16 protein-coding genes and 1 tRNA gene are annotated in these 19,278 nt (G+C 58.5%); 6 read left to right on the top strand and 11 right to left on the bottom strand.

Going from position 1 to position 19,278, the window contains the following annotated elements; genetic code table 11:
* Positions 1-47 precede the first annotated feature (47 nt).
* The 4 genes from BF12_RS0108595 to BF12_RS0108580 all read right to left on the bottom strand — a co-directional run bounded on the left by BF12_RS0108595 (position 48) and on the right by BF12_RS0108580 (position 2,386).
* On the bottom strand, positions 48-539 hold the full coding sequence (locus BF12_RS0108595) for a pyridoxamine 5'-phosphate oxidase family protein (protein ID WP_024951920.1): 492 nt from the start codon (positions 537-539) through the stop codon (positions 48-50).
* Between the two features lie 126 nt (positions 540-665).
* Positions 666-1,181 carry a CreA family protein gene (locus BF12_RS0108590; RefSeq protein ID WP_024951919.1) on the bottom strand — a complete coding sequence of 172 codons (516 nt, stop codon included), beginning with the start codon at positions 1,179-1,181 and terminating at the stop codon, positions 666-668.
* A gap of 87 nt (positions 1,182-1,268) precedes the next feature.
* Positions 1,269-1,610 carry a DOPA 4,5-dioxygenase family protein gene (locus BF12_RS0108585; protein ID WP_024951918.1) on the bottom strand — a complete coding sequence of 114 codons (342 nt, stop codon included), beginning with the start codon at positions 1,608-1,610 and terminating at the stop codon, positions 1,269-1,271.
* Between the two features lie 53 nt (positions 1,611-1,663).
* Positions 1,664-2,386 (bottom strand): sulfite exporter TauE/SafE family protein, encoded by a 723-nt coding sequence (locus BF12_RS0108580; RefSeq protein WP_035159673.1) that lies wholly within the window; start codon positions 2,384-2,386, stop codon positions 1,664-1,666.
* 387 nt (positions 2,387-2,773) lie between these two features.
* Between BF12_RS0108580 and BF12_RS0108570 the strand changes: the two genes are divergently transcribed.
* Complete coding sequence (locus BF12_RS0108570; protein ID WP_024951916.1) at positions 2,774-3,799, top strand: succinylglutamate desuccinylase/aspartoacylase family protein; 1,026 nt, start codon at positions 2,774-2,776, stop codon at positions 3,797-3,799.
* Between the two features lie 85 nt (positions 3,800-3,884).
* Here BF12_RS0108570 and BF12_RS0108565 read toward each other — a convergent pair whose 3' ends face one another.
* From BF12_RS0108565 to BF12_RS0108545, 4 genes are all read right to left on the bottom strand, one after another.
* Complete coding sequence (locus tag BF12_RS0108565; RefSeq protein WP_024951915.1) at positions 3,885-5,279, bottom strand: peptide MFS transporter; 1,395 nt, start codon at positions 5,277-5,279, stop codon at positions 3,885-3,887.
* A 454-nt stretch (positions 5,280-5,733) separates the two neighbouring features.
* Positions 5,734-6,756 (bottom strand): tRNA dihydrouridine(20/20a) synthase DusA, encoded by a 1,023-nt coding sequence (gene dusA / locus BF12_RS0108555; protein ID WP_024951914.1) that lies wholly within the window; start codon positions 6,754-6,756, stop codon positions 5,734-5,736.
* Positions 6,757-6,893: 137 nt separating this feature from the next.
* Positions 6,894-7,412, bottom strand: a complete 519-nt coding sequence (locus BF12_RS0108550; RefSeq protein WP_024951913.1) for a DUF4760 domain-containing protein — start codon at positions 7,410-7,412, stop codon at positions 6,894-6,896.
* A 428-nt stretch (positions 7,413-7,840) separates the two neighbouring features.
* Entirely contained in the window at positions 7,841-8,464 is a 624-nt protein-coding gene (locus BF12_RS0108545; protein WP_024951912.1) for a TetR/AcrR family transcriptional regulator, read from the bottom strand.
* A 387-nt stretch (positions 8,465-8,851) separates the two neighbouring features.
* Here BF12_RS0108545 and BF12_RS0108540 point away from each other — a divergent pair, with 387 nt between their 5' ends.
* The 3 genes from BF12_RS0108540 (at position 8,852) to BF12_RS0108530 (ending at position 12,673) form a co-directional block, all read left to right on the top strand.
* Positions 8,852-9,406 (top strand): carboxymuconolactone decarboxylase family protein, encoded by a 555-nt coding sequence (locus BF12_RS0108540; RefSeq protein WP_024951911.1) that lies wholly within the window; start codon positions 8,852-8,854, stop codon positions 9,404-9,406.
* Positions 9,407-10,236: 830 nt separating this feature from the next.
* Positions 10,237-11,298: a magnesium/cobalt transporter CorA gene (corA, locus tag BF12_RS0108535; protein WP_024951910.1), complete on the top strand. Its 1,062-nt coding sequence runs from the start codon at positions 10,237-10,239 to the stop codon at positions 11,296-11,298.
* A 475-nt stretch (positions 11,299-11,773) separates the two neighbouring features.
* Positions 11,774-12,673, top strand: coding sequence for a LysR family transcriptional regulator (locus BF12_RS0108530; RefSeq protein ID WP_024951909.1), 900 nt, complete (start codon positions 11,774-11,776; stop codon positions 12,671-12,673).
* A gap of 37 nt (positions 12,674-12,710) precedes the next feature.
* Here the strand turns inward: BF12_RS0108530 and BF12_RS0108525 are convergent, their stop codons facing one another.
* The 3 genes from BF12_RS0108525 to cydD are packed head-to-tail and all read right to left on the bottom strand — an operon-like array spanning position 12,711 to position 17,236.
* On the bottom strand, positions 12,711-13,556 hold the full coding sequence (locus BF12_RS0108525) for an SDR family NAD(P)-dependent oxidoreductase (protein WP_024951908.1): 846 nt from the start codon (positions 13,554-13,556) through the stop codon (positions 12,711-12,713).
* A 30-nt stretch (positions 13,557-13,586) separates the two neighbouring features.
* Positions 13,587-15,398 (bottom strand): thiol reductant ABC exporter subunit CydC, encoded by a 1,812-nt coding sequence (gene cydC / locus BF12_RS0108520; RefSeq protein WP_051510860.1) that lies wholly within the window; start codon positions 15,396-15,398, stop codon positions 13,587-13,589.
* Complete coding sequence (cydD, locus tag BF12_RS0108515) at positions 15,395-17,236, bottom strand: thiol reductant ABC exporter subunit CydD (RefSeq protein ID WP_024951906.1); 1,842 nt, start codon at positions 17,234-17,236, stop codon at positions 15,395-15,397. The genes cydC and cydD overlap by 4 nt, the downstream gene beginning before the upstream one ends.
* Positions 17,237-17,551: 315 nt before the next feature.
* Between cydD and gltX the strand changes: the two genes are divergently transcribed.
* Positions 17,552-19,027, top strand: coding sequence for a glutamate--tRNA ligase (gltX, locus tag BF12_RS0108510; RefSeq protein WP_024951905.1), 1,476 nt, complete (start codon positions 17,552-17,554; stop codon positions 19,025-19,027).
* Between the two features lie 138 nt (positions 19,028-19,165).
* Positions 19,166-19,241: transfer RNA gene (locus BF12_RS0108505), tRNA-Ala, on the top strand.
* The last annotated feature ends 37 nt before the right edge of the window (positions 19,242-19,278 follow it).

The following is a 19,278-nucleotide window of genomic DNA, read 5'->3' as shown; positions in this document are numbered from 1 at the left end:
GTTGTCGTATCTGGCTGGCATATGAATACTCAATCAGTGAGCAGTGCTCAGCCGTTACCGAATTTCTCGTTTTCGCCCATGTCTGGCGTGTGGTGCTTGTCGAGGTTGGCACGCGCGATCTCGTAAAGCTGGTACGCCTTGCTGTCCTTGGCCTTCCAGTACTCGCCAAATTGAACCTTGATCTCCAGCAGGGTGACATCAGGGTCATCCTTGCCTTCGGGGAACCAGGCCGCCACAAACGGATTCCAATACTTGTCGATCAAGCCTTGGTCGCGGTGCAGATTGGCATGGCCCGACAGTGAGACGTAAGTGCCATTGCCCTGATCCGAGAAGCTCAGACAAACCTCGCTGTCCTGTTTGGTTTCGAATACTTTTTCGGCACTGGCCCGCGTGAAGAACCACAGGGTGCCATCGTATTCGTCCTGCACCAGATGCATCGGGCGGGCACGTGGCACGCTATCATCCTGCGTAACCAGCATGCCGACTTTCACATCCTTGATCAGCTTCCAGACCTTTTGCTTATGCTCTTGGCTCGACATCGTAGGTCACTCCTTGCGCTATTCGAATGAGAATCCGGCTAGCGGCCGTTACCCATGACCTTGGAGCAGAGCGTCACAACTTCAAGGTCTGTCGCATGTGCCTTGATCATCCCTCCCTGCCTTCGTTCAGCGTGCAGCAGGTGCCTGCCAGGCATCGCTGCCCCACAGCGGAACGCTGCTGAGAGCGTGCTTGAAGCTGCCACTGGTTTCCTTGGTGCTGTAGGCGATATAGAGCAGGCTCTGGGAGTTGCGATCGAGAATCCGGCGAATCTTGAGGCTCTTGAGCAGAATGCTCTTCGACTTGCGGTAGACCTCTTCGCCACTCTTGGAAGTGTCGATATCGGCGATCATCTCGGCGGTGATCGGGCCGGTCTGACGGCAAGCGATACTCATGTCGGAAGGATCGGAGAAGTCGAGGTTCGCCTCGATATTGCTCAGGTGGCAGGTGACGCCCGGTACCTGGGGGTCGATCAGGCTCTCGATCTTGATGTCCTTGGTGGTGAACAGGCCCAGCGAGACATCACCGACCTCATTGTCATCGCAGCCCGCCAGCAGCAGTCCCGAGGCGATCACACCAAGCAGAGCAGTGCGTGAGGCTGTGCGTGAAACAGTGCGTGAGTTCGTGCGGCGCAGTCGTGTCATGGTGCATATCCTTTGACAGCCAGGTGATGAAGCTTCTTGTTCGAGTCATCTTACCGCGTGGTGGGCACCCGCATGAATGCGTATCTATCAGGCGGCGTCGAAGGTGGCCAGATTGAGGGGGTGAGAATTGCCTAGCCACATCACGCCTTGGGTGTGGTCGAACAGATCATCGTCGGTGCCGACATGTACGAAGATATCCAGCGCGCCGCGATTCAGCGCCAGCCACGGTACGATATCGGCAAAGTCTTCTGCGGCAAACGACAACTGACAGCTCCACAGCGGGTGCGGACCGACAGGTTTCTCATGGAAGCGGCCGACGCGTAGCGTGAAGTGTTGCTCAGCATTGGCAGCAAGTGCTTGAGCCGCGGCCAGCCCCTGCTCGTCGTCATAGTAGAGATGGGCGTGGTAGTAGCTGATGCGGTGCGGCATGGTAAGACTCCGAGGTGTTCACAAAGGTCTGGGCAAGTCGTCTGGCTAGCGGGTTAGCCCCACGCCTTGTAGAGCAACTGCACGCCCACAATGGCCATCGCAATGATGATCAGGCGGAAGAACAGTGTCTCGTTGACGCGTGACTGCAACCACAGGCCGCTTTTCACGCCGGCCCAGGCGACGGGTACCAGTAGCAGTGAGGCCGAGAAGCTGGTGACGTTGATCTCGCCGAGGGCCAGATACGGTCCCAGCTTCATCAAATTGATACCGCCGAAGGCGACTACGGTAGTGGCGATGAACGCTGCCTTGGGATGCTGACGGGGAATCATGTACAGGTTGTAAGGCGGTGCGCCGGCATGTGCGAAGAAACTGGTGAAACCGGCAGCGGTGCCAGCTGGCAATGCCAGCCATTGCGGCAGTGGGCGTTGCGTGGTCGGCTTGAATAGCATGTAGGCGGCAAACAATAGCGAGATGATGCCCAACAGGCCGCGAATCATGTTCTCGTTCAGCTCACCGAACAGCAGGGTGCCGCAGGCGATGCCTATCGCTGCGCCGGGCAGGATCAGGCGTAATTCCGACCACAGCTGCTTGCCCCACCACGCCTTGATGCTCAATGCATCCATCACCAGCAGCAGTGGCAGCAACAGGCCCGCTGCCTCTAGCGGGCCGATCGCCAGTGCCATCAGCGGTACCGATAACGAGCCGAACCCACCGGCGAAACCGCCCTTGGAAATACCGGTCAGATAGGTGGCGGCAATGATAAGTACCCACGCCATCGTGGAGTAATCGGGCAGATTCAGCAGAGAATCGAGAAGATCGGTCACAGGCGTCTCGTGTTGGAGAAAGGCGGTTGAATGTCGAGGGGATATGGCTGAAGCAGATGCCAGTCCATTGTTTCTGTCAGGTATTGTTCAACAAAAGCTGGCGCGCATCATCCCCGCTGAGCACAAAGAAGTCTTTCCCTGACAGCATCAATGCGCTAAAAGGCGCATGCTGATGTAGGCATTTCGCCTGGCCTGCCGTGCAGGCATGATAGGCAGTAATTCCTGACGCCTGCTGCACGGCTTGGTGAGATGCTCCAAGCGCCGCATCGGTAGTCTGTAGTTGGGTAGTTATGATTTTCCTGTCGTTTGCTCTGCAAAGAGCCTGGTCATGAGGTGGCGATGTCACGCGCTCCGTTTGAAATCAGTGGTGCCCGGATCGCACCGGGGACACGGGCACAGGTCGATGTGCCGGTAGCCAAGCTATACACGCATGCACCGCTGCATATTCCGGTCGAGGTGGTGCATGGTCGCCAGCCCGGCCCGGTGTTGCTGGTGTGTGGCGCGATTCACGGTGATGAGATCAATGGCGTCGAGATAGTGCGCCGTCTGCTGAGAAGCACCAGCCTGTCTCGACTGCGTGGCACGCTGATTGCGGTACCCATCGTCAATATCTTCGGCTTCGTGCAGCACACCCGTTATCTGCCAGACCGCCGTGACCTAAATCGCTGCTTCCCCGGCAGCGAGAGCGGTTCACTGGGGTCGCGTGTAGCAGCGCTATTTCGCGAGCAGATAGCCGATCAGGCCACCCACATCATCGATCTGCATACGGGGGCGATTCACCGTACCAACCTGCCGCAGATTCGCGCCACCATGAAGGGCAATGACGCCACACGTGAAATGGCGGATGCCTTCGGGGCACCAGTACTGCTGAATGCCGAGCTGCGCGAGGGCAGCCTGCGTGCCTACGCCAGCGAGCGCGGTGTCCCTGTCATCACCTATGAGGCCGGCGAAGCGCTACGCTTCGATGAGTGGGCGATTCGGCCCGGTGTCAGTGGTGTGAAGCGCGTGATGCGCGCCATCGGCATGCTGGCCAAGGACCGTGATCGCAGCACCACCAAACGTGCGGTAGAGATGTCCAACGGTTCCAGCTGGGCACGTGCCTCTACCGATGGCATCGTGCAGAGTCGCGTGGGACTGGGCGACCGTGTCGAGAAGGGCCAGGTGCTGGGGATTGTGGCCGACCCCTTCGGCAACAGCGAGAGCGAAGTGCTATCGCCCGCCGACGGTATTATCATCGGTATGGCCAATCTGCCGCTGGCCAATGAGGGTGAGGCGCTCTATCACGTGGCACGTTTCCATGCGATTGATGACGCCGAGAACGCAGTGGATAATTTCCAGCAGTTATTCGTGCCTGATTCGATCTAACGGCCCAGTGGCAAATAAAAAGCCCCGCTCACTGAGCGGGGCTTTTGTCTTTCTGGCATGCCGTTCTGGTAGTGCAAGGATGTGCTCAGCCCTCGTTGAGCTGTGTATTGAGGGGCGCATGCCTTGATTCGGCACCATGCATCCAGTCCACCAGCTTGCCCGCGAAGATGAGCAGCAGCAGGCCGCCCAGCACGCCTGTGATGGCGATGCCGCCGAAGACACTCATGGCACCGGCTTCGCCAACCAATGAGCCGATCATCCCCGCCAGATAATTGGCCAGTGCGATGAAGGCGAACCAGGCACCCATCATCAACGCGCCCATGCGCACCGGTGACAGCTTGGTGACCATCGACAGGCCCACCGGTGACAGACACAGCTCACCCAGCGTATGGAAGAAGAAGGCTCCCACCAGCCACATCATCGAGGCACTGCCGGCGGTCTGCTGTTCCAGCACAGCACCGATCATGCAGACGAAGCCGACGCCCAGGAAGATCAATCCGAAGGCGAACTTGACCGGCGAGCTGGGCTCGCGGTCTTTCATGCGTGACCAGAGCCCGGCAAGCAGTGGCGACAGGATGATGATGAACAGCGGATTGAGCGACTGGAACCAGGCCGCCGGGACTTCAAAGCCCATCAGAATGCGGTCGGTGTAATCCTGTGCGTAGAGTGCCATCAGGCCACCGCCCTGCTCGAAACCGGCCCAGAACAGGATGGTGAACAAGCCCAGCACCATGATGACCTTGATGCGGTCTCGCTCTTCTCGGGTCAGCGGTGTCCTGGATGTCGCGCCCTTGCTCAGGCGCGCTTCACGTCTGGCGATCGGCTCTACGCCGAGATCGCCCAGATGACGTGGTGCGAAGATAAGCTGAATCGCCACCGCCAGCAGCATGCCGATACCGGCGACCAGGAAGCCAGCATTCCAGCCATAGCCCTCAGCCATCGAACCCGCGACGATACCGGAAATCAGTGCCCCGATATTGATGCCCATGTAGAAGATGGTGAAGGCGCCGTCGCGGCGATGATCGCCCTGTGGGTAGAGTCCGCCGACCATCGTCGAGATGTTGGGCTTGAACAGCCCATTGCCGATGACCAGCAGCCCAAGACCCACATAGAGCAGCATTTCGGCGTCGAGTCCGCTCATGGCTGGCGGCACGGCCAGTACGAATTGACCTGCCGCCATGATCAGTCCGCCGATCAAGATTGCACGACGCGCCCCCAGCCAGTTGTCAGCCAGCGCGTCACCGAATATCGGCGTGATGAAGACCAGTCCCGTGAAGATGCCATACAGCTGCAAGGCCTCGCCCTGGCTCCATCCGAGTCCGCCACTGGTGACGGTATCCGTGAGATAGAGCACCAGCAGGGCGCGCATGGCGTAGTAAGAGAAGCGTTCCCACAATTCAGTGGAAAACAGCAGGTAGAGTCCGGCTGGATGCCCGAACAGCTCGCGGCTGTTGGCATCAGCAGATGACGATTTGGACATGGAACCTCAGAGGAGTGTCAGCAGGAATAGCGTGCCTCAACTTACCCGCGTACAAGAGTACGCTGGGCGGTCATGGCGTTGTTGTATGGCAAGTCTCGTACTGGCGGACTGCGTGGGCCAGTACGACGACATCGACGTGTTATGGAGCGATGCTCAGTATTTTGCCTTTGATTACGTTTGTCAGACAATCACACAAAAGTCATGCATGTCCTTGTTTTAATAGTAGTTACTGGTGTTGATGTGCGAATGGTGTGTTGCGTATATCTGTTATCGCTCAAAAGTCTAACGAGGAAGCCACGTTCGCCAGCGGAAGGGAAAAGAGGGAAGGTCTTGAGGCAGGGCGGCATATCGTCGTGTTAAAACGCCGACACCCAGCACGGGGCTGGGTGTCGGGATATTGCCTATTGCCAAAATGAGCATGACGAATGGCGAAAGAGGTACGTTGTCTTGCCTCTCAGGCGCTCGCTTTTTCGGTCTGCTCGCTGTGCTCCGGTACGCGGGCCATGGCAGCGTCAATCACTTCAATACCCGCACCGGGCTTGTGGGCATTCTCTGATACATGACGACGGAACTGGCGTCCGCCCGGCTGCCCCTGGAAGAGTCCCAACAGGTGACGGCTGATGTGGTTGAGACGCACGCCCTCAGCGAGACGCTTCTCGATATAGGGGCGGAAGGCCCGCAGCGCATCATGACGGCTGGTGTGCGGGTTCTTGGCCTCGCCATACAGCTCGCTATCCACTGTCGCCAGCAGCCAGGGATTGTGATACGCCTCGCGACCGACCATCACGCTGTCAACATGCTGAAGCTGCTCATGCAGCTCGCCCATCAACTTCAGGCCGCCATTGATACCGATATGCAGTGACGGATGCGCCTGCTTCAGACGATGCACGCGCCCATAGTTCAGCGGCGGCACATCACGATTCTCCTTCGGTGACAGCCCCTGCAACCATGCCTTGCGGGCATGCACGCTGAAGGTGTCGCAGCCAGCATCGGCAACGGTAGTGATAAAGCGCTCGAGATCGGCATCCTCATCCTGATCGTCGATGCCGATGCGGCACTTCACCGTCACTGGAATCTTCACCTGCGCCTGCATTTCCTTCACGCACTTGGCGACCAGCTCTGGATGCTCCATCAGACAAGCACCGATCATGTTGTTCTGCACGCGATCACTCGGGCAGCCCACATTCAGGTTTACCTCGTCATAGCCCCAGCTCTCCGCCATCGCCGCGCACTCCGCCAACGCCTGCGGGTCACTGCCACCCAGCTGCAACGCCAGCGGATGCTCCGTCTCGTCATGGCCGAGAAAGCGCTCGCTGTCTGGATTGAACAGCAATGCCCCGGTGGTCACCATCTCCGTATACAGCAGCGTACGACGGCTCAACACGCGCGCGAAGGCGCGGTAGTCACGGGTCGTCCATTCCATCATCGGCGCAACGGAGAAGGTGCGGTCAATCGGTGTCATCGGCATGGCAGTCATATCGGCTGTTGAGGGAGCAGGGGATGAAAGAGGACAGCGATTCTAGCAGCTTGTGAGGTGGGATGCCGTCTCAAGCTCTCTAGCCTCGGCGCGGAAGGTGAGGCGCCGCTTGATACGGTTATTGCTCAAGAATGGCATCAAGATGTCTTTCTAGCGTTCAATTTTTTCTTACTCCATCGATTAGCTAGCCATTCAAATTCTTGGAAAGCAGTGGGGCTGTTTGTCTTGTCTCTGACGCCTTCCATGAATGGCTTTGCCCATTCATAAGTTCTTGTTATAATTGTAAATTGTGACTTCTTAAGCATGTCTTCGTGGTATATGCCTGCTTGAAGACCTACGCTGAGCCTTTCGTAATGGTTCAAGATGTACCTAATATTTTGTATTTGTGCTTCCTGCTCGTCAGTTTTGCAAACACGGTCGGGGTCCGCCCACAAACGGATGTTGTTATTGGAGTGATGGAGCTCTTTCAGCGTCCTTGACGCTTCGATAAGTCGGTCATCGGATCGGATAGCAAACAACAGATCAGCTGTTTGTTTCTTTTTAGCAGTGTTCCTCGCGCTAACCACAGAAATCACGGCAACAAGAACAGCTAAGACCATCACGGTGGTACGAACGATTTCAGGCATTGTCCAAACCACGTGTGCGGGTTCTGTCATCTGCTGAACCTTTTGTCTAAATGCCAAAAAAGGCGCTGAATGCGCCTTTTTTATGTTTTTGGGGGGGGCAATTATGAGAGTAACCACTACCAACTGTTAGTAGCCATCATTCTCATCCATGACTCGCTTGGTTGCACAATAAGTGATATTTGCAATCATTTTATTCCCTCCATCTGTGGGGCTTAGCACTGATTGTCGCTGAGAAGCAAGGAGTTTTTCTCACCCAAGCTGACAGAACATTGTGCAGTTAACACTACATCAAATTATATCATATCGCCATACAGCGAGAAATTTTGCAACTGATGAGCTGGGATCATCGGGTTGAGTGAGGCGGCCCAGCGCTATATGCCGTTCCAGCAAGCGTCTCAACAGGCTTGATTATGTACTACGGTTGCGATGCTGTCTCAAACGACATAGCAAAGCTGTGATCAATGCGCGCCAGTGTTGTGTACCTTCAGCGCTTCAATATCCTGGGCGATGTCTTCGGCAAGTTGATGCACGATCTCACTGTCGCCTTCACGTTGGGCGTAGGCGCGCAGGCCCATGACTTCGGCTTGCAGGCGGCGGCCGAGGCGTTCCGGCTGGTGAGCGGGGCGCTCGGGGTCGACGAGTTCACCGGCGTCGCGGGCATCGGCGAAGGCCTGGCGGAAGCGGGCTTCCATGCCGGCGAGCAGTGTCTCGACCTTGTCGCGTGCGGCCTGTTCTCGCTCACCGAGTTCCAGCAGGCTCTTGGCGAGCATGCAGGCGCGCGAGGGCACTTCTTTATCACGCAGACAGCCGAGTTGACGGATATAGGCCGCGAGGGCATCCAGTGGCGAGTCGTGGCTGGCCATGATGATTTCCATCTCACGCAGGCTACGGGTGGCGTAACAATCCAGCGCTTCCTGGAAGAGACCATCCTTGCTGCCAAACGCGGCGTAGATGCTGCCGGGACGCATATCCAGCGTGCGCTCGATGTCTTTCAGCGAGGTGGCATGAAAGCCCTTCTGCCAGAAGAGATTCAGCGCTCGGTCGAGAGAGTCCTGACGGTTGTGCAAGGTGGCGCGTGGCATGGCAGTCCTGAACGTTTAGGCTCGGCGAGTGTCTCATCAACCGTGCTGGTGGATGAGAGGTCTGTACATTACTCGTTCGAGAAGGTATTGAGTGAATACTCAATTTTAACTTGAATGAGCGCTCAAATCCAGTTAGTGTACTCCTTGACCACACGGTGATGCGGCAAATTCAGCAATTAAAATGAGTGAATGCTCAAATATATCGACGATTCATCTGGTTGCTACGTCGAGAGTACGGTTTCACATGACATTTCTGCTCACCGCAGGCACTGAATTTTCAGCGACTGAAGCTTGAATGGCTGAAGCGTGACCTGATCATGACAGCATTATTCCGTGGCGCATTTGCCAACTGCATAGCGCCGACTGTTTACATAAGAAGGAGTCACCATGACTGATTTCACACTGTATACCGCTGACAACGCCCCGCAGGATAGCAAGCCGCTGCTCGACAATTCCGTCAAGGAATTCGGCATGATTCCGGGCCTGCACGCCGTGATGGCTGAAGCGCCGGGCCTGCTGGAAGGCTATCAGGTGCTGCATCAGCTATTCCTCGACAGCAGCTTCGATGATGAAGAAACCACCGTTGTGTGGCAGACCATCAACGTCGAGCACAACTGCCACTATTGCGTACCGGCACACACCGGCATCGCCAAGGCCATGAAGGTTGATGACGCCATCACTGAAGCGCTGCGTAACGAGACTCCGCTGCCGACCGAGCGTCTGGAAGCCCTGCGGACGTTTACATTGGCCGTCGTGCGTGAACGCGGCTTCGTCGAAGATGCCACCGTGCAAACCTTCCTCGATGCTGGCTACACCAAGCGCAATGTGTTGGAAGTGATTCTGGGTCTGTCCCAAAAGGTGATGAGCAACTACACCAATCACCTGGCCAACACGCCGATCGATGCGCCGTTCAAGAACTTCGAATGGCACAAGCAGGGCTGAGAACCGGCGTGATAAGCGCCTGAGTATCTGAAAGAGGCAAGACTTGATCTGCGTCATTGATGTTAATGAAAATATTTCTCATTAGTATTGACGAGCGTGGCGACGCGTCCTACTCTGGGGTCATCGCTTCCCCGCCATGGGTAGCGGTGTCCCGGTCAGCGGAGTCAGGCCCCTTTCCGGGAGGCTTCTCATCAGACTATTTACGGTCCTTGCTAGCGGCTCCCATTGGGGGCCGTTTTTTTATGCACATAAAAAAGACGCCTCCCACGCGTAAGCGAAGGAGGCGTCTGGAAGCACCGTCCACCAACAATGTCTCGTACTGCGTTAAGACATCATTGCTGAGTGATGCTTCGTGCCCCGCCAAAGTTGGATGTCAGGTCCGTGGCGGGTATCTCATCAGGCCAGTCACGACCCTGATATTCTGTGGCGGCATGATACGTCAGCCTGCCGAGAGAGGCCAGCGCTGGTAAACAGGTAAACGCTACGTCAATGCTAATGAAAATATTTCTCATTAGTATTGACGGCTCGACAGGGAAGGCATACTCTCAATTCATCGCTTCCCGCCATGGAATGCGGTAGCCAGAACAGCGGAGTCAGGCCCCTGTTCAGGTTTCTCCTCATCAAGCTAGTCACGGTCTTTGGGCGACTCTTTGAGTCGCCTTTTTCGTGTGCGCTTTTCGCGCGCCACGTTCATTCGTCCAGCGCATCCGTATTCGCATACTTCTCGTTTAGAATGGCCTCATCGTATGCGTGAGCTGACAGCGACTGCCTGTCGATACGCTTTCATGCCAGTTCGGTCTTTCCGTCTGCTTTTTATACAGGATGCCATCATGATTACGCTTTATCGCCTCCACGACGATGGCCGCCTGCGGGGAGAGCACATTGTGCTGCCTGAGCGAGAGGCCGGGCAGGTAAGCACTGCCCCGCGGCTTGCTGATAGCCATGAAGAAGCCAGTGAGTTGCATGCGACGCAGTTGCTCAATGATGACTTGGCACCGCCAATACTGGTGCGCAGCGATGTGCTGTGGATTGACCTCTGTCAGCCTGATGAGCAGGAGCAAGCCTGGGTAAGCGAGCAGTTCACCGTTGCGTTGCCTGAGCTTGAGGAGATTGAAGAGATTGAATCCTCATCGCGCTTCTATCTGGCTGGCGATGGAATTCATCTGGTGTCGTTGTTTCCGCATCGTCGCGGGCGCGAGCCGAAGACCGTCAATATCGCCTTCCATTTACACGGTCGCCAGCTGATCAGCATGCGCTATGAAGATATCGGCCTGTTGCGGTTGTTCCGCAATCATCTGCGTCGCCAGCGCTTGAGTCCTGAAGATGGTTGGGAAGTGCTATTGGCGCTGCTGGCAATGAAGGTCGACTACCTGGCGGATGAGGTGGAGGACATCTACCGTGCGCTGGAAGTGCTGGGTCAGCAGGCTGTGCGGCCGCAAGCACTGGAAGACACGTTGCATGGCATCCTGTTGCAGGAGCGCTATAACGACAAGGTGCGCCAGTCATTGCTCGACAGTCAGCGTCTGCTGCGTCAGCTGACGCGCCATCTGCCAGCTTCACCGCGCCACAAGGGTCGTCGGCAGGAGATTCGCGACATGCTGCGCGATATCGACTCACTCAATCCGCACACCACCTTCATCTTCGAGAAGGTCAACTTCCTGCTCGATGCCTCGATCGGTTTCACCAATCTCGATCAGAGTCGCATCATCAAGATCTTCTCGGTCGCGGCCGTCGTCTTCATGCCGCCGACACTGATCGCCAGTATTTACGGGATGAACTTCCAGTGGATGCCGGAGTTGGATAAAGACTGGGGCTATCCCTTTGCGCTGGTCTTGATGGCAGCGTCTGCGCTGTCGACCTATCTGTTCTTCAAGTGGAAGAAGTGGCTGTAGGCACGAGATGATCACGATGGGCTAGGGTGACGCATAAAACGGTGGCGTATAAAAAAGCGCCTGGAGTCGAGTGACCGCCAGACGCGCAATAAACGTGCATTACAACACTGAAGATCGCCACCGAGGCCCGGGATGGGCCGACAGCGAAACCGCGCGTGGGGGCGTCGCCATGCTGGCCAGTCACCGAGACCCGGTGGGATGAGCAGTGCAACTACCTGAGCGCGAACCTGAACGACCTGACTGCGCCACGCAGGTCAGGTCATCCACGGTTTAGTCCGGAAGCAGGTAATCGATGCCGCGACATACCTGCTCCCGCATGTTCGAGGCCTCATTATAGAGGTCTTCGCTTTGGAGAATAAGCGCGTACAATCGAAAACTAGGGTTTCCAATATGGAAACTTGTGGCATTGATGTCCGTGCGACACGCCCATTCGCTAAGTGCCCATGATAATTCTGAATTCGGTGATGGAGATTGAATGGCAACTCTTGATGCCTTGCGTGTATTTGTTGAGGTAGTGCGCGTGTCCAGTTTTACGGCGGCGGCACGACGACTGGGGATTTCCAAGTCGCTGGCCTCCAAGCGAGTCGCGGCGCTGGAGGCGGAATTGGGTGTGAGTCTGATCAACCGCTCCACTCGCAAGCTGCACCTCACCGAAGCGGGGCGGATTTATTACGAGCACGGTCTGCGCATCCGTGAGGAGCTGGAGTCCGCTGAAGCGCGAGTGCAGTCAGTCACTTCGCAGCCGATGGGTCAGCTGAAGGTGTCGGCGCAGGTGTCGTTTGGCTTCATGTATCTGGCCGAACCAACGACGGCCTTCATGCGCCGCTATCCTGATGTCAGTGTCGAGATTCTGCTCGAGGATCAGCGTTTCGAGCCGATTGATGAATCGGTTGATCTGGCGATTCGCATGGGGCCGTTACCGGATTCTTCGATGGTGTCGCGGCCGCTGTGCAAGGTGGTCTACGGACTGTTTGCCGCACCGGATTATCTGGCGCGCGTCAATGCACCGCCGGTACAGCCGCAGGACATTCGCGCCTTTGATACCATCTTCTACGGCAACTATGACCTGGGCGCGCACTGGCGTTTCACGCTCAATGGTCAGCCTTTCGATGTCGAGCCGGAATCGCGGCTGGTGATCAACAACCTGCTCGGCGTGGTGGAAGCCGCCAAGGCTGGTTTCGGATTGGCTTATCTGCCGACCTTTGCTGCTCGCTCTGCCGTTGCGAGCGGCGAACTGGTACCGCTGCTGCAGCCCTACTGGAATGAGCACGGCTCGATGGTGGTGCTGTTTCGCTCGCGCAAGTACCTGCCTGACAAGACGCGTATCTATCTCGATTTCATCACTGACTGGTTCCGCGAGCATCTTCAGCTCTAGCGCTAAAGGGGCCCATCAAAGGGGCCCATCAGTGTAATTACCACGCGATTGGCTTGCCGGCCCAGTCATGGAAACCGCCACTAACCTCTGGCGACAGCTCACCGGCGACCGTCAGTAGACGCCGTGCCACGAAACCTGCGCTGAACAACTTTCCGGTTGGTACGCGTGCCTGAAAGGGCGCGGAAAGTCCGGTGTCGGTCGTGCCCGGATGCAGCGCTACCAACAAGGCCTCGGGATTGCGCCGGGCGATCTCGATGGCAGCGGTGTGCAGCAGCATGTTGTGACTGGCCTTGCTGGCGCGATAGGCATACCAGCCACCGCTGCGGTTGTCGGAAATCGAGCCGACACGGGCCGATAACGATGCGAAGATCAGCGGCGTCCGGCGGCGCAGGCGTGGTGCGAGCAGGCTCAACAACAGCGCTGGCACGAAGGCATTGACTTGATGCACGCGTATCAGCGCTGACATGTCGAGATCTTCCAGCCGCTTTTCTGGCCACAGCTCGCTCTCTTCATCGTGTAGCAGGCCCATCGCATTGAGCGTCAGGGCAGGTGGCTGCCCCTGTTGCTGCTCATCATCCAGCGTTGCTGCCAACCACTTGCCAAGCGCCGCCATGCCGTCATCGGTGGTGAGGTCGACGTCCAATGTCATCAGCGCAGGATGACGTGGCAGGCGTGATGTGTCGCGGCCTACCGCCAGCACGCGCGCGCAACGCGAGTGTGCCAGTAGTTCCTCTACCATCGCCTGCCCGATACCGCCGCTGGCACCGATCACCAGTGCGCTGAAGCCCGCAGGCAGACGCGCGAAAACATCCTGTGCTAACGGCTGGTCTTCACGCGCGCTGTTGTCTGTTGTTGACGCTGTCGCCAGTTCTGTCGTCGCCATGCCTGGGCTCCTGTGACGCAAGGAAGGGGGTTAGGCACGTGCCATCAGGCGCGCCAATCGAGAGTCTGCCGTCAACGTGGTCGGCGTGGCATCCTCTTTCAAGTGGCCTTCTTCCAGCAGTGCCAGACGCGCAAAGCGTTCAAGCCCCAGCGGTTGATGGGTAATCATGATCAGGCTGCGCCCATCACAGGCGGCGAGAATCGCCGTCATTACTTGCTCGGCGCTGGCGCGGTCCAGTCCTTCGCACGGCTCATCCAGTAGCACGATAGGGGCGGGAGAAAGCAGCGCACGCGCTACCCCAAAGCGTCTGAGCTGCCCACCGGACAGCGAACGCCCCCCTTCATCAGGGAAGCTGGCAAGACCTTTCGGCTGTCGAGCCAACCACTCCCCAAGGCCGAGGCTTTCGAGCAGCGCGGTCAAGGTGGCGTCGCTGGCCGTAGGATCGGCCAGGCGTAGATTGTCGGCGAAGCTGGCACAGAACAGATGCGTGTCCTGCGGGCAAACGGCAAAGCTTGCGCGCAAGGTGCTTTCTTCCAGCGATTCCAGCGGGACGCCGCCGAGTGTGATGCTGCCGGATGCCGGGGCATGAAAACGACTCAGCACATCCAGCAGGGTGCTCTTGCCGCTGCCGGAGGGTCCGAGCAGCGCCAGATGCTCGCCTGAGGCGAGGGACAGCGAGACACTGTCGAGTACCGTAGTCTCGCCGTGGCGAACGCTGAGCTGTTGGAGTGCAAGGTCATGCCCGTCAGGTGTCTGTACGCTCTGCCCGACAGGAAATTGTGGCGCTGGCGTATTGGCTTGCACGCGATTGAGGCGCGACGCCGCCGACAGGCAGCGGCCCAGCCCTTGCCAGGCAAGTGGCAACGGAGCGAGCGCCTCGAAAGCGCCCAGCACCGCGAGCAGAAACAGTGCCAGCAGGCGTCCGTCGAGGGCAGATTCACCCGCTGTCACGGCACTGGCTGAGGGAGACATTTGCATCACGCCGAGCAACGCGATGGCGGCCAGTGTCAGGCCGAGCAGTGTGTGGCTCAGCCAGTTGGCGAATGCCTGACGTCGTGCCTGCGCCAGCTCGATGTGGTCTCGCGTGGCTTGTTGCTCGGCTAGTCCGCTCAGCTCACTTGCCCAGCGGCCATAGATGACCAGCTCACCCAGGCCATGCAGGCGTTCCAGTAGGCGCGCTCGCAGCTGGCTGGCAGACGCCTGATGGCGCATGGCGTCACCGCTGCCGCGCCACCAGGCAAGCCAGGGCACCAGTCCGCCGGTCAGTGTCAGTCCGATGATCGCGACCGCTGCCAGTAGCGGTGCAAAGATGCCAATCAGCGTTCCCGCCGCCAATACGGCACACAGTGCGACCAGCGAGGGGATCAAGACGCGCACATAGAGGCTGTCGAGCGCATCGACATCCGCACCCAGACGCGTCATCAGCTCTCCTTGCCCAGCGTGTTGCAGCGCGGCCGGTGATAGCGGTTCGATGGCCTCGAACAGGCGCCGACGCAGACTGGCCAGCAGACGTAGCGTGCCTTCGTGTGTGGTGAGGCGTTCACCGTAACGCCCGGCGGTGCGTGCCAGTGCCAGGCCGCGCACGCCCGCGGCCGGCGTGAAGAAATTGAAGGCCTGTGTCGCCGCAACGCTGAGGCCTGCGACCGCAGTGGCCGACAGGAACCAGCCGGAGAGCGCGAGCAAGCCGGTGGCGGCCAGCAGGGTGATCAGCGCGAGTAGCGCGCCGACGCCTAGCCAGCCACGATGCTCGCGCATCAGTGCAAGGTAAGGGCGTAGCTCACGCAATGCGGGGCGAGCATCTGCGTGGGTCTCCGCTCCGCTATTGTCTGGTGATGGATTCATGACTCACCTCGTGTCGGGGCATCGCTCAGGGGACAGTCTTCGGCCAACCTCCCCTCCTCCAGTCGAATCCGGCGCTGACATAGCGAGAGTAGTTCCGGACGATGGGTCAGCAGTAACAGGGTACGGTTCTCGCCCAGTCGTTGGAGTGCTGCGATGACACGCGCTTCGCTCTCGGCATCGAGACTGGCGGTCGGCTCATCCAACAGAACCAACGGTGCATCGTGCAGGAAGGCGCGCGCCAGTGAGAGACGACGTGCCTGACCGCCTGATAGAGGCTGGCCGCCTTCGCCCAGACGCGTTGCCAGACCGGCAGGCAGACTGTGCAGCCAAGACAATAGATCGGCATTGTTGAGTGCCGCTTCCAGCGCGCTATCACTGGCGTGCGGATGTGCGATGCGTAGATTGTCAGCCAGCGTCCCTGACAGGATGACGGTGTCCTGCCCGACCCAGGTGATCATGCCGGCAGGCAAGCCATGACTGAGCGGATGGCCATTGAGATACAGCAGGCCATCACTGGCGCTGACGAACCCCAGCAGCAGATTGAGTAGCGTCGACTTGCCCGAGCCGGAAGCCCCGGTAATGGCGATGTGCTCTCCGGCGTTGATGTGCAGCGACAGCGGGCCGAGTGCGGGAGTGCTATCAGGATACTGGCTCGGGTAGCGCACGGCGATGTCTTCCAGCGTCAGGTGTTGCAGGCCAAGATGGCTTGAGGCGACGCTCGTCTCCTGATGGGTTGCCGCGACAGTGCCGTCGATCTCAGTGTTCTCCCGATCCGCGAGTGGCGAGTTGCCCAGGATGGGCGCGAGATCCGTCGCCGCCGCTTCTGCCTCGGCCTTGGCGTGATAGTGCACGCCAAGCTCGCGCAGTGGCTGATAGAACTCGGGGGCCAACACCAGAATGAACAACGCCGTTTCCAGATCAAGCGGCGAATCGCCCCAGGTGCCGAACTGCAAGTGGCCGAGGAAGTGGAAGCCCAGATAGACCGCCAGCAGCGCAATCGATACCGCCGTGAAGAACTCCAACACCGTCGAGGACAGGAAGGCGAGGCGCAATACCCGCATGGTGCGCTTGCGGAAGGCGTGGCTGACCGCTTCGACCTGTGGGCCGCGTCGCGCGGCGCCGAACAGCTTCAATGTCTTGAGGCCGGTGAGCAGATCCATGAAGTGGCGACCCATGCGGTCCATCTCCTGAAATTGCTCCTCGGAGCGCTTGCGGGCCGCGATACCGACCAGAATCATGAAGATCGGCACCAGTGGGGCAGTGACGGCCAGAATCAGACCTGCCGCCCAGTTGAGCGGGAAGACCACCAGCAGCAGCAATAGCGGTATCAGGCCTGCCAAGCGCGTCTGCGGCCGGAAATCGGCGTAATAGCTGTGCAGGGATTCGACTTGATCCCAGACACGATTGGCAAGGCTGGCACGATGCTGACGGCGCACCCAGAGAGGGCCGAGCTCAGCGAAACGCTCCAGCAGGCGCTCGCGCAGTCGACGGCGAATGCTCTGACTGGCGCGAGTGCCCGCATAGCCGCGCAGGCCGCTGAGTGCTCCGCGCAATGACAGACTGGCGGCGAGCACGGCGATCGCTGGCCACAGCGCTTCCAGCCCGACCCTGTCGATCGCCACACCTTGCGTCAGATGAGCGATGGCCCACGCTTGCGCCAGTAGCACGAATGTCGAGAGCAGGGCACACAGGATGGCGAGCTGCGGCCAGCGGCCACCTGCGCGCGCCAGACTTTCCAGCCAGCGGCGCGCCACAAAGTCATCAGGAGGTGTCTGTTCTGGCAATGAAGCGGTGGCCAGTGCGGGGGCAGTATCAGGAGAAGTGGCGGTTCGAGTCATTCTGGCTCCTGCCGGTCAGGGGCAGAGATATTCGTGCACATGAACTTGAGCACATGAACTTGTGTGCAGGAATTTGTGCACGGAAATTCGCAGGGTGCAGCGCTAGGTAACAAGAGTGGCTGCCGAGTGTCATACGGGGCTGAGAGAGTGCCTTTGAGACCAAGCTTACCGCCGCGAGCACATTGGTACACGGTGGCGCACTGTCGCACATCTTCACCTTGCGTATAATATGCCCCCAGTGCGTACTGCCTTGGCAGTACCGTTGTTCTATCGGAACGTATTTCCCGTTTCTCTCCTTGAATTACTGGACTCCACATGACCGTTCGTACGCGCATCGCGCCGTCTCCGACTGGCGATCCCCATGTCGGCACCGCCTACATCGCCTTGTTCAACCAGTGCTTTGCCCGTCAGCACGGCGGCGAGTTCATTCTGCGTATCGAAGATACCGACCAGACGCGCTCCACCGGTGAGTCCGAGCAGATGATCCTCGACTCGCTGCGCTGGTTGGGTATCGAGTGGTCTGAAGGCCCGGATGTCGGCGGCCCACATGGCCCGTACCGTCAGAGTGAGCGTGGCGACATCTATGCCAAGCATTGCCAGCAGCTGTTGGACGCAGGTCACGCCTTCAAGTGCTATCGCACCAGCGAAGAGCTGGATGAGCTGCGTGACTCCCGCAAGGCCGAAGGTCTGCACATGGCGCTCAAGCCGTCTGATCTCGCCTTGCCGGCAGAAGAGGTCGCACGACGTGAAGCGGCGGGCGCGCCCTTCGTCATCCGCATGAATGTGCCGGAAACCGGTACCTGCGTGGTCAAGGACATGCTGCGCGGTGAGATTGAAGTGGAATGGGCGCAGGTGGATGCGCAGATTCTGCTCAAGTCCGACGGCATGCCGACCTACCACCTGGCCAACGTGGTGGATGATCACCTGATGGAGATCACCCACGTGATGCGCGGTGAGGAGTGGATCAACTCCGCCCCCAAGCATCAGCTGCTGTATGAGTACTTCGGTTGGCAGATGCCGGAACTGTGTCACATGCCGCTGCTGCGTAATCCGGACAAGACCAAGCTGTCCAAGCGCAAGAATCCGACGTCTATTCTTTACTACCGTCGCATGGGGTATCTGCCGGCAGCCGTGATCAACTACCTCGGTCGTCTTGGCTGGTCCATGCCGGATGAGCGCGAAAAGTTCACGTTGAGCGAAATGCAGGAGCACTTCGATATCCAGCGTGTCTCCCTTGGCGGCCCGGTATTTGATGTCGAGAAGCTCAGCTGGCTCAACGGTCTGTACATTCGTGATCTCACGGAAGACGAGCTGCTGAGCGAACTGCGTCAGTGGGCGTTCAATGAGAGTTACGTCAAGCAGATTCTGCCGGAAGTGAAGCCGCGTATCGAGACGCTGTCCGAGGCGATTCCATTGGCCGGTCACTTCTTCTCTGGCTTGCCGGCCATCACGCCACAAGACTTCGTCAAGTCCAAGCTGGAAGGTGAAGATCTCGTGCGTCAGATGCAGTTCCTGACTTGGAAGCTCGAGAACCTGTCCACCTGGGACAAGGAACATCTGCTGGCGGAAGTGAAGCTGCTATCGACTCACTTCGAGCTCAAGATGAAGGACTTCCTGGCACCGGTCTTCGTCGCCGTGACAGGCTCCGCGACTTCTACCTCAGTCATGGATGCGATGGTCATTCTGGGCTCTGACATGACGCGTGCACGTCTGCGTCACGCCGTGGCGGTGCTGGGTGGTGTCTCGAAGAAAGCGGCCAAGCGCTTCGAAAAGGAATATCGCGACCTGTAATGGACTGGCGTGATCATGCATCACGCCATCGAGATGGATCGCTCATTCACGGGCTGCGGGTAGTGCGATAAAAGTATTGGCGAGAATGATTGACGAGAACGAGGCTGGTCAGTAAGATACGCCTCGTTCTTGAGAGACGGGGCCTTAGCTCAGCTGGGAGAGCGCAACACTGGCAGTGTTGAGGTCAGCGGTTCGATCCCGCTAGGCTCCACCAAGTTTCTCAAGCAACTGCGTCCCATTCGTCTAGTGGT

The organism is Cobetia crustatorum (assembly GCF_000591415.1).
In the GTDB taxonomy this organism is placed as follows: domain Bacteria; phylum Pseudomonadota; class Gammaproteobacteria; order Pseudomonadales; family Halomonadaceae; genus Cobetia; species Cobetia crustatorum.
The sequence above is the reverse complement of the archived record's forward strand: the minus strand, read 5'-3'. Positions and strand labels throughout refer to the sequence as shown.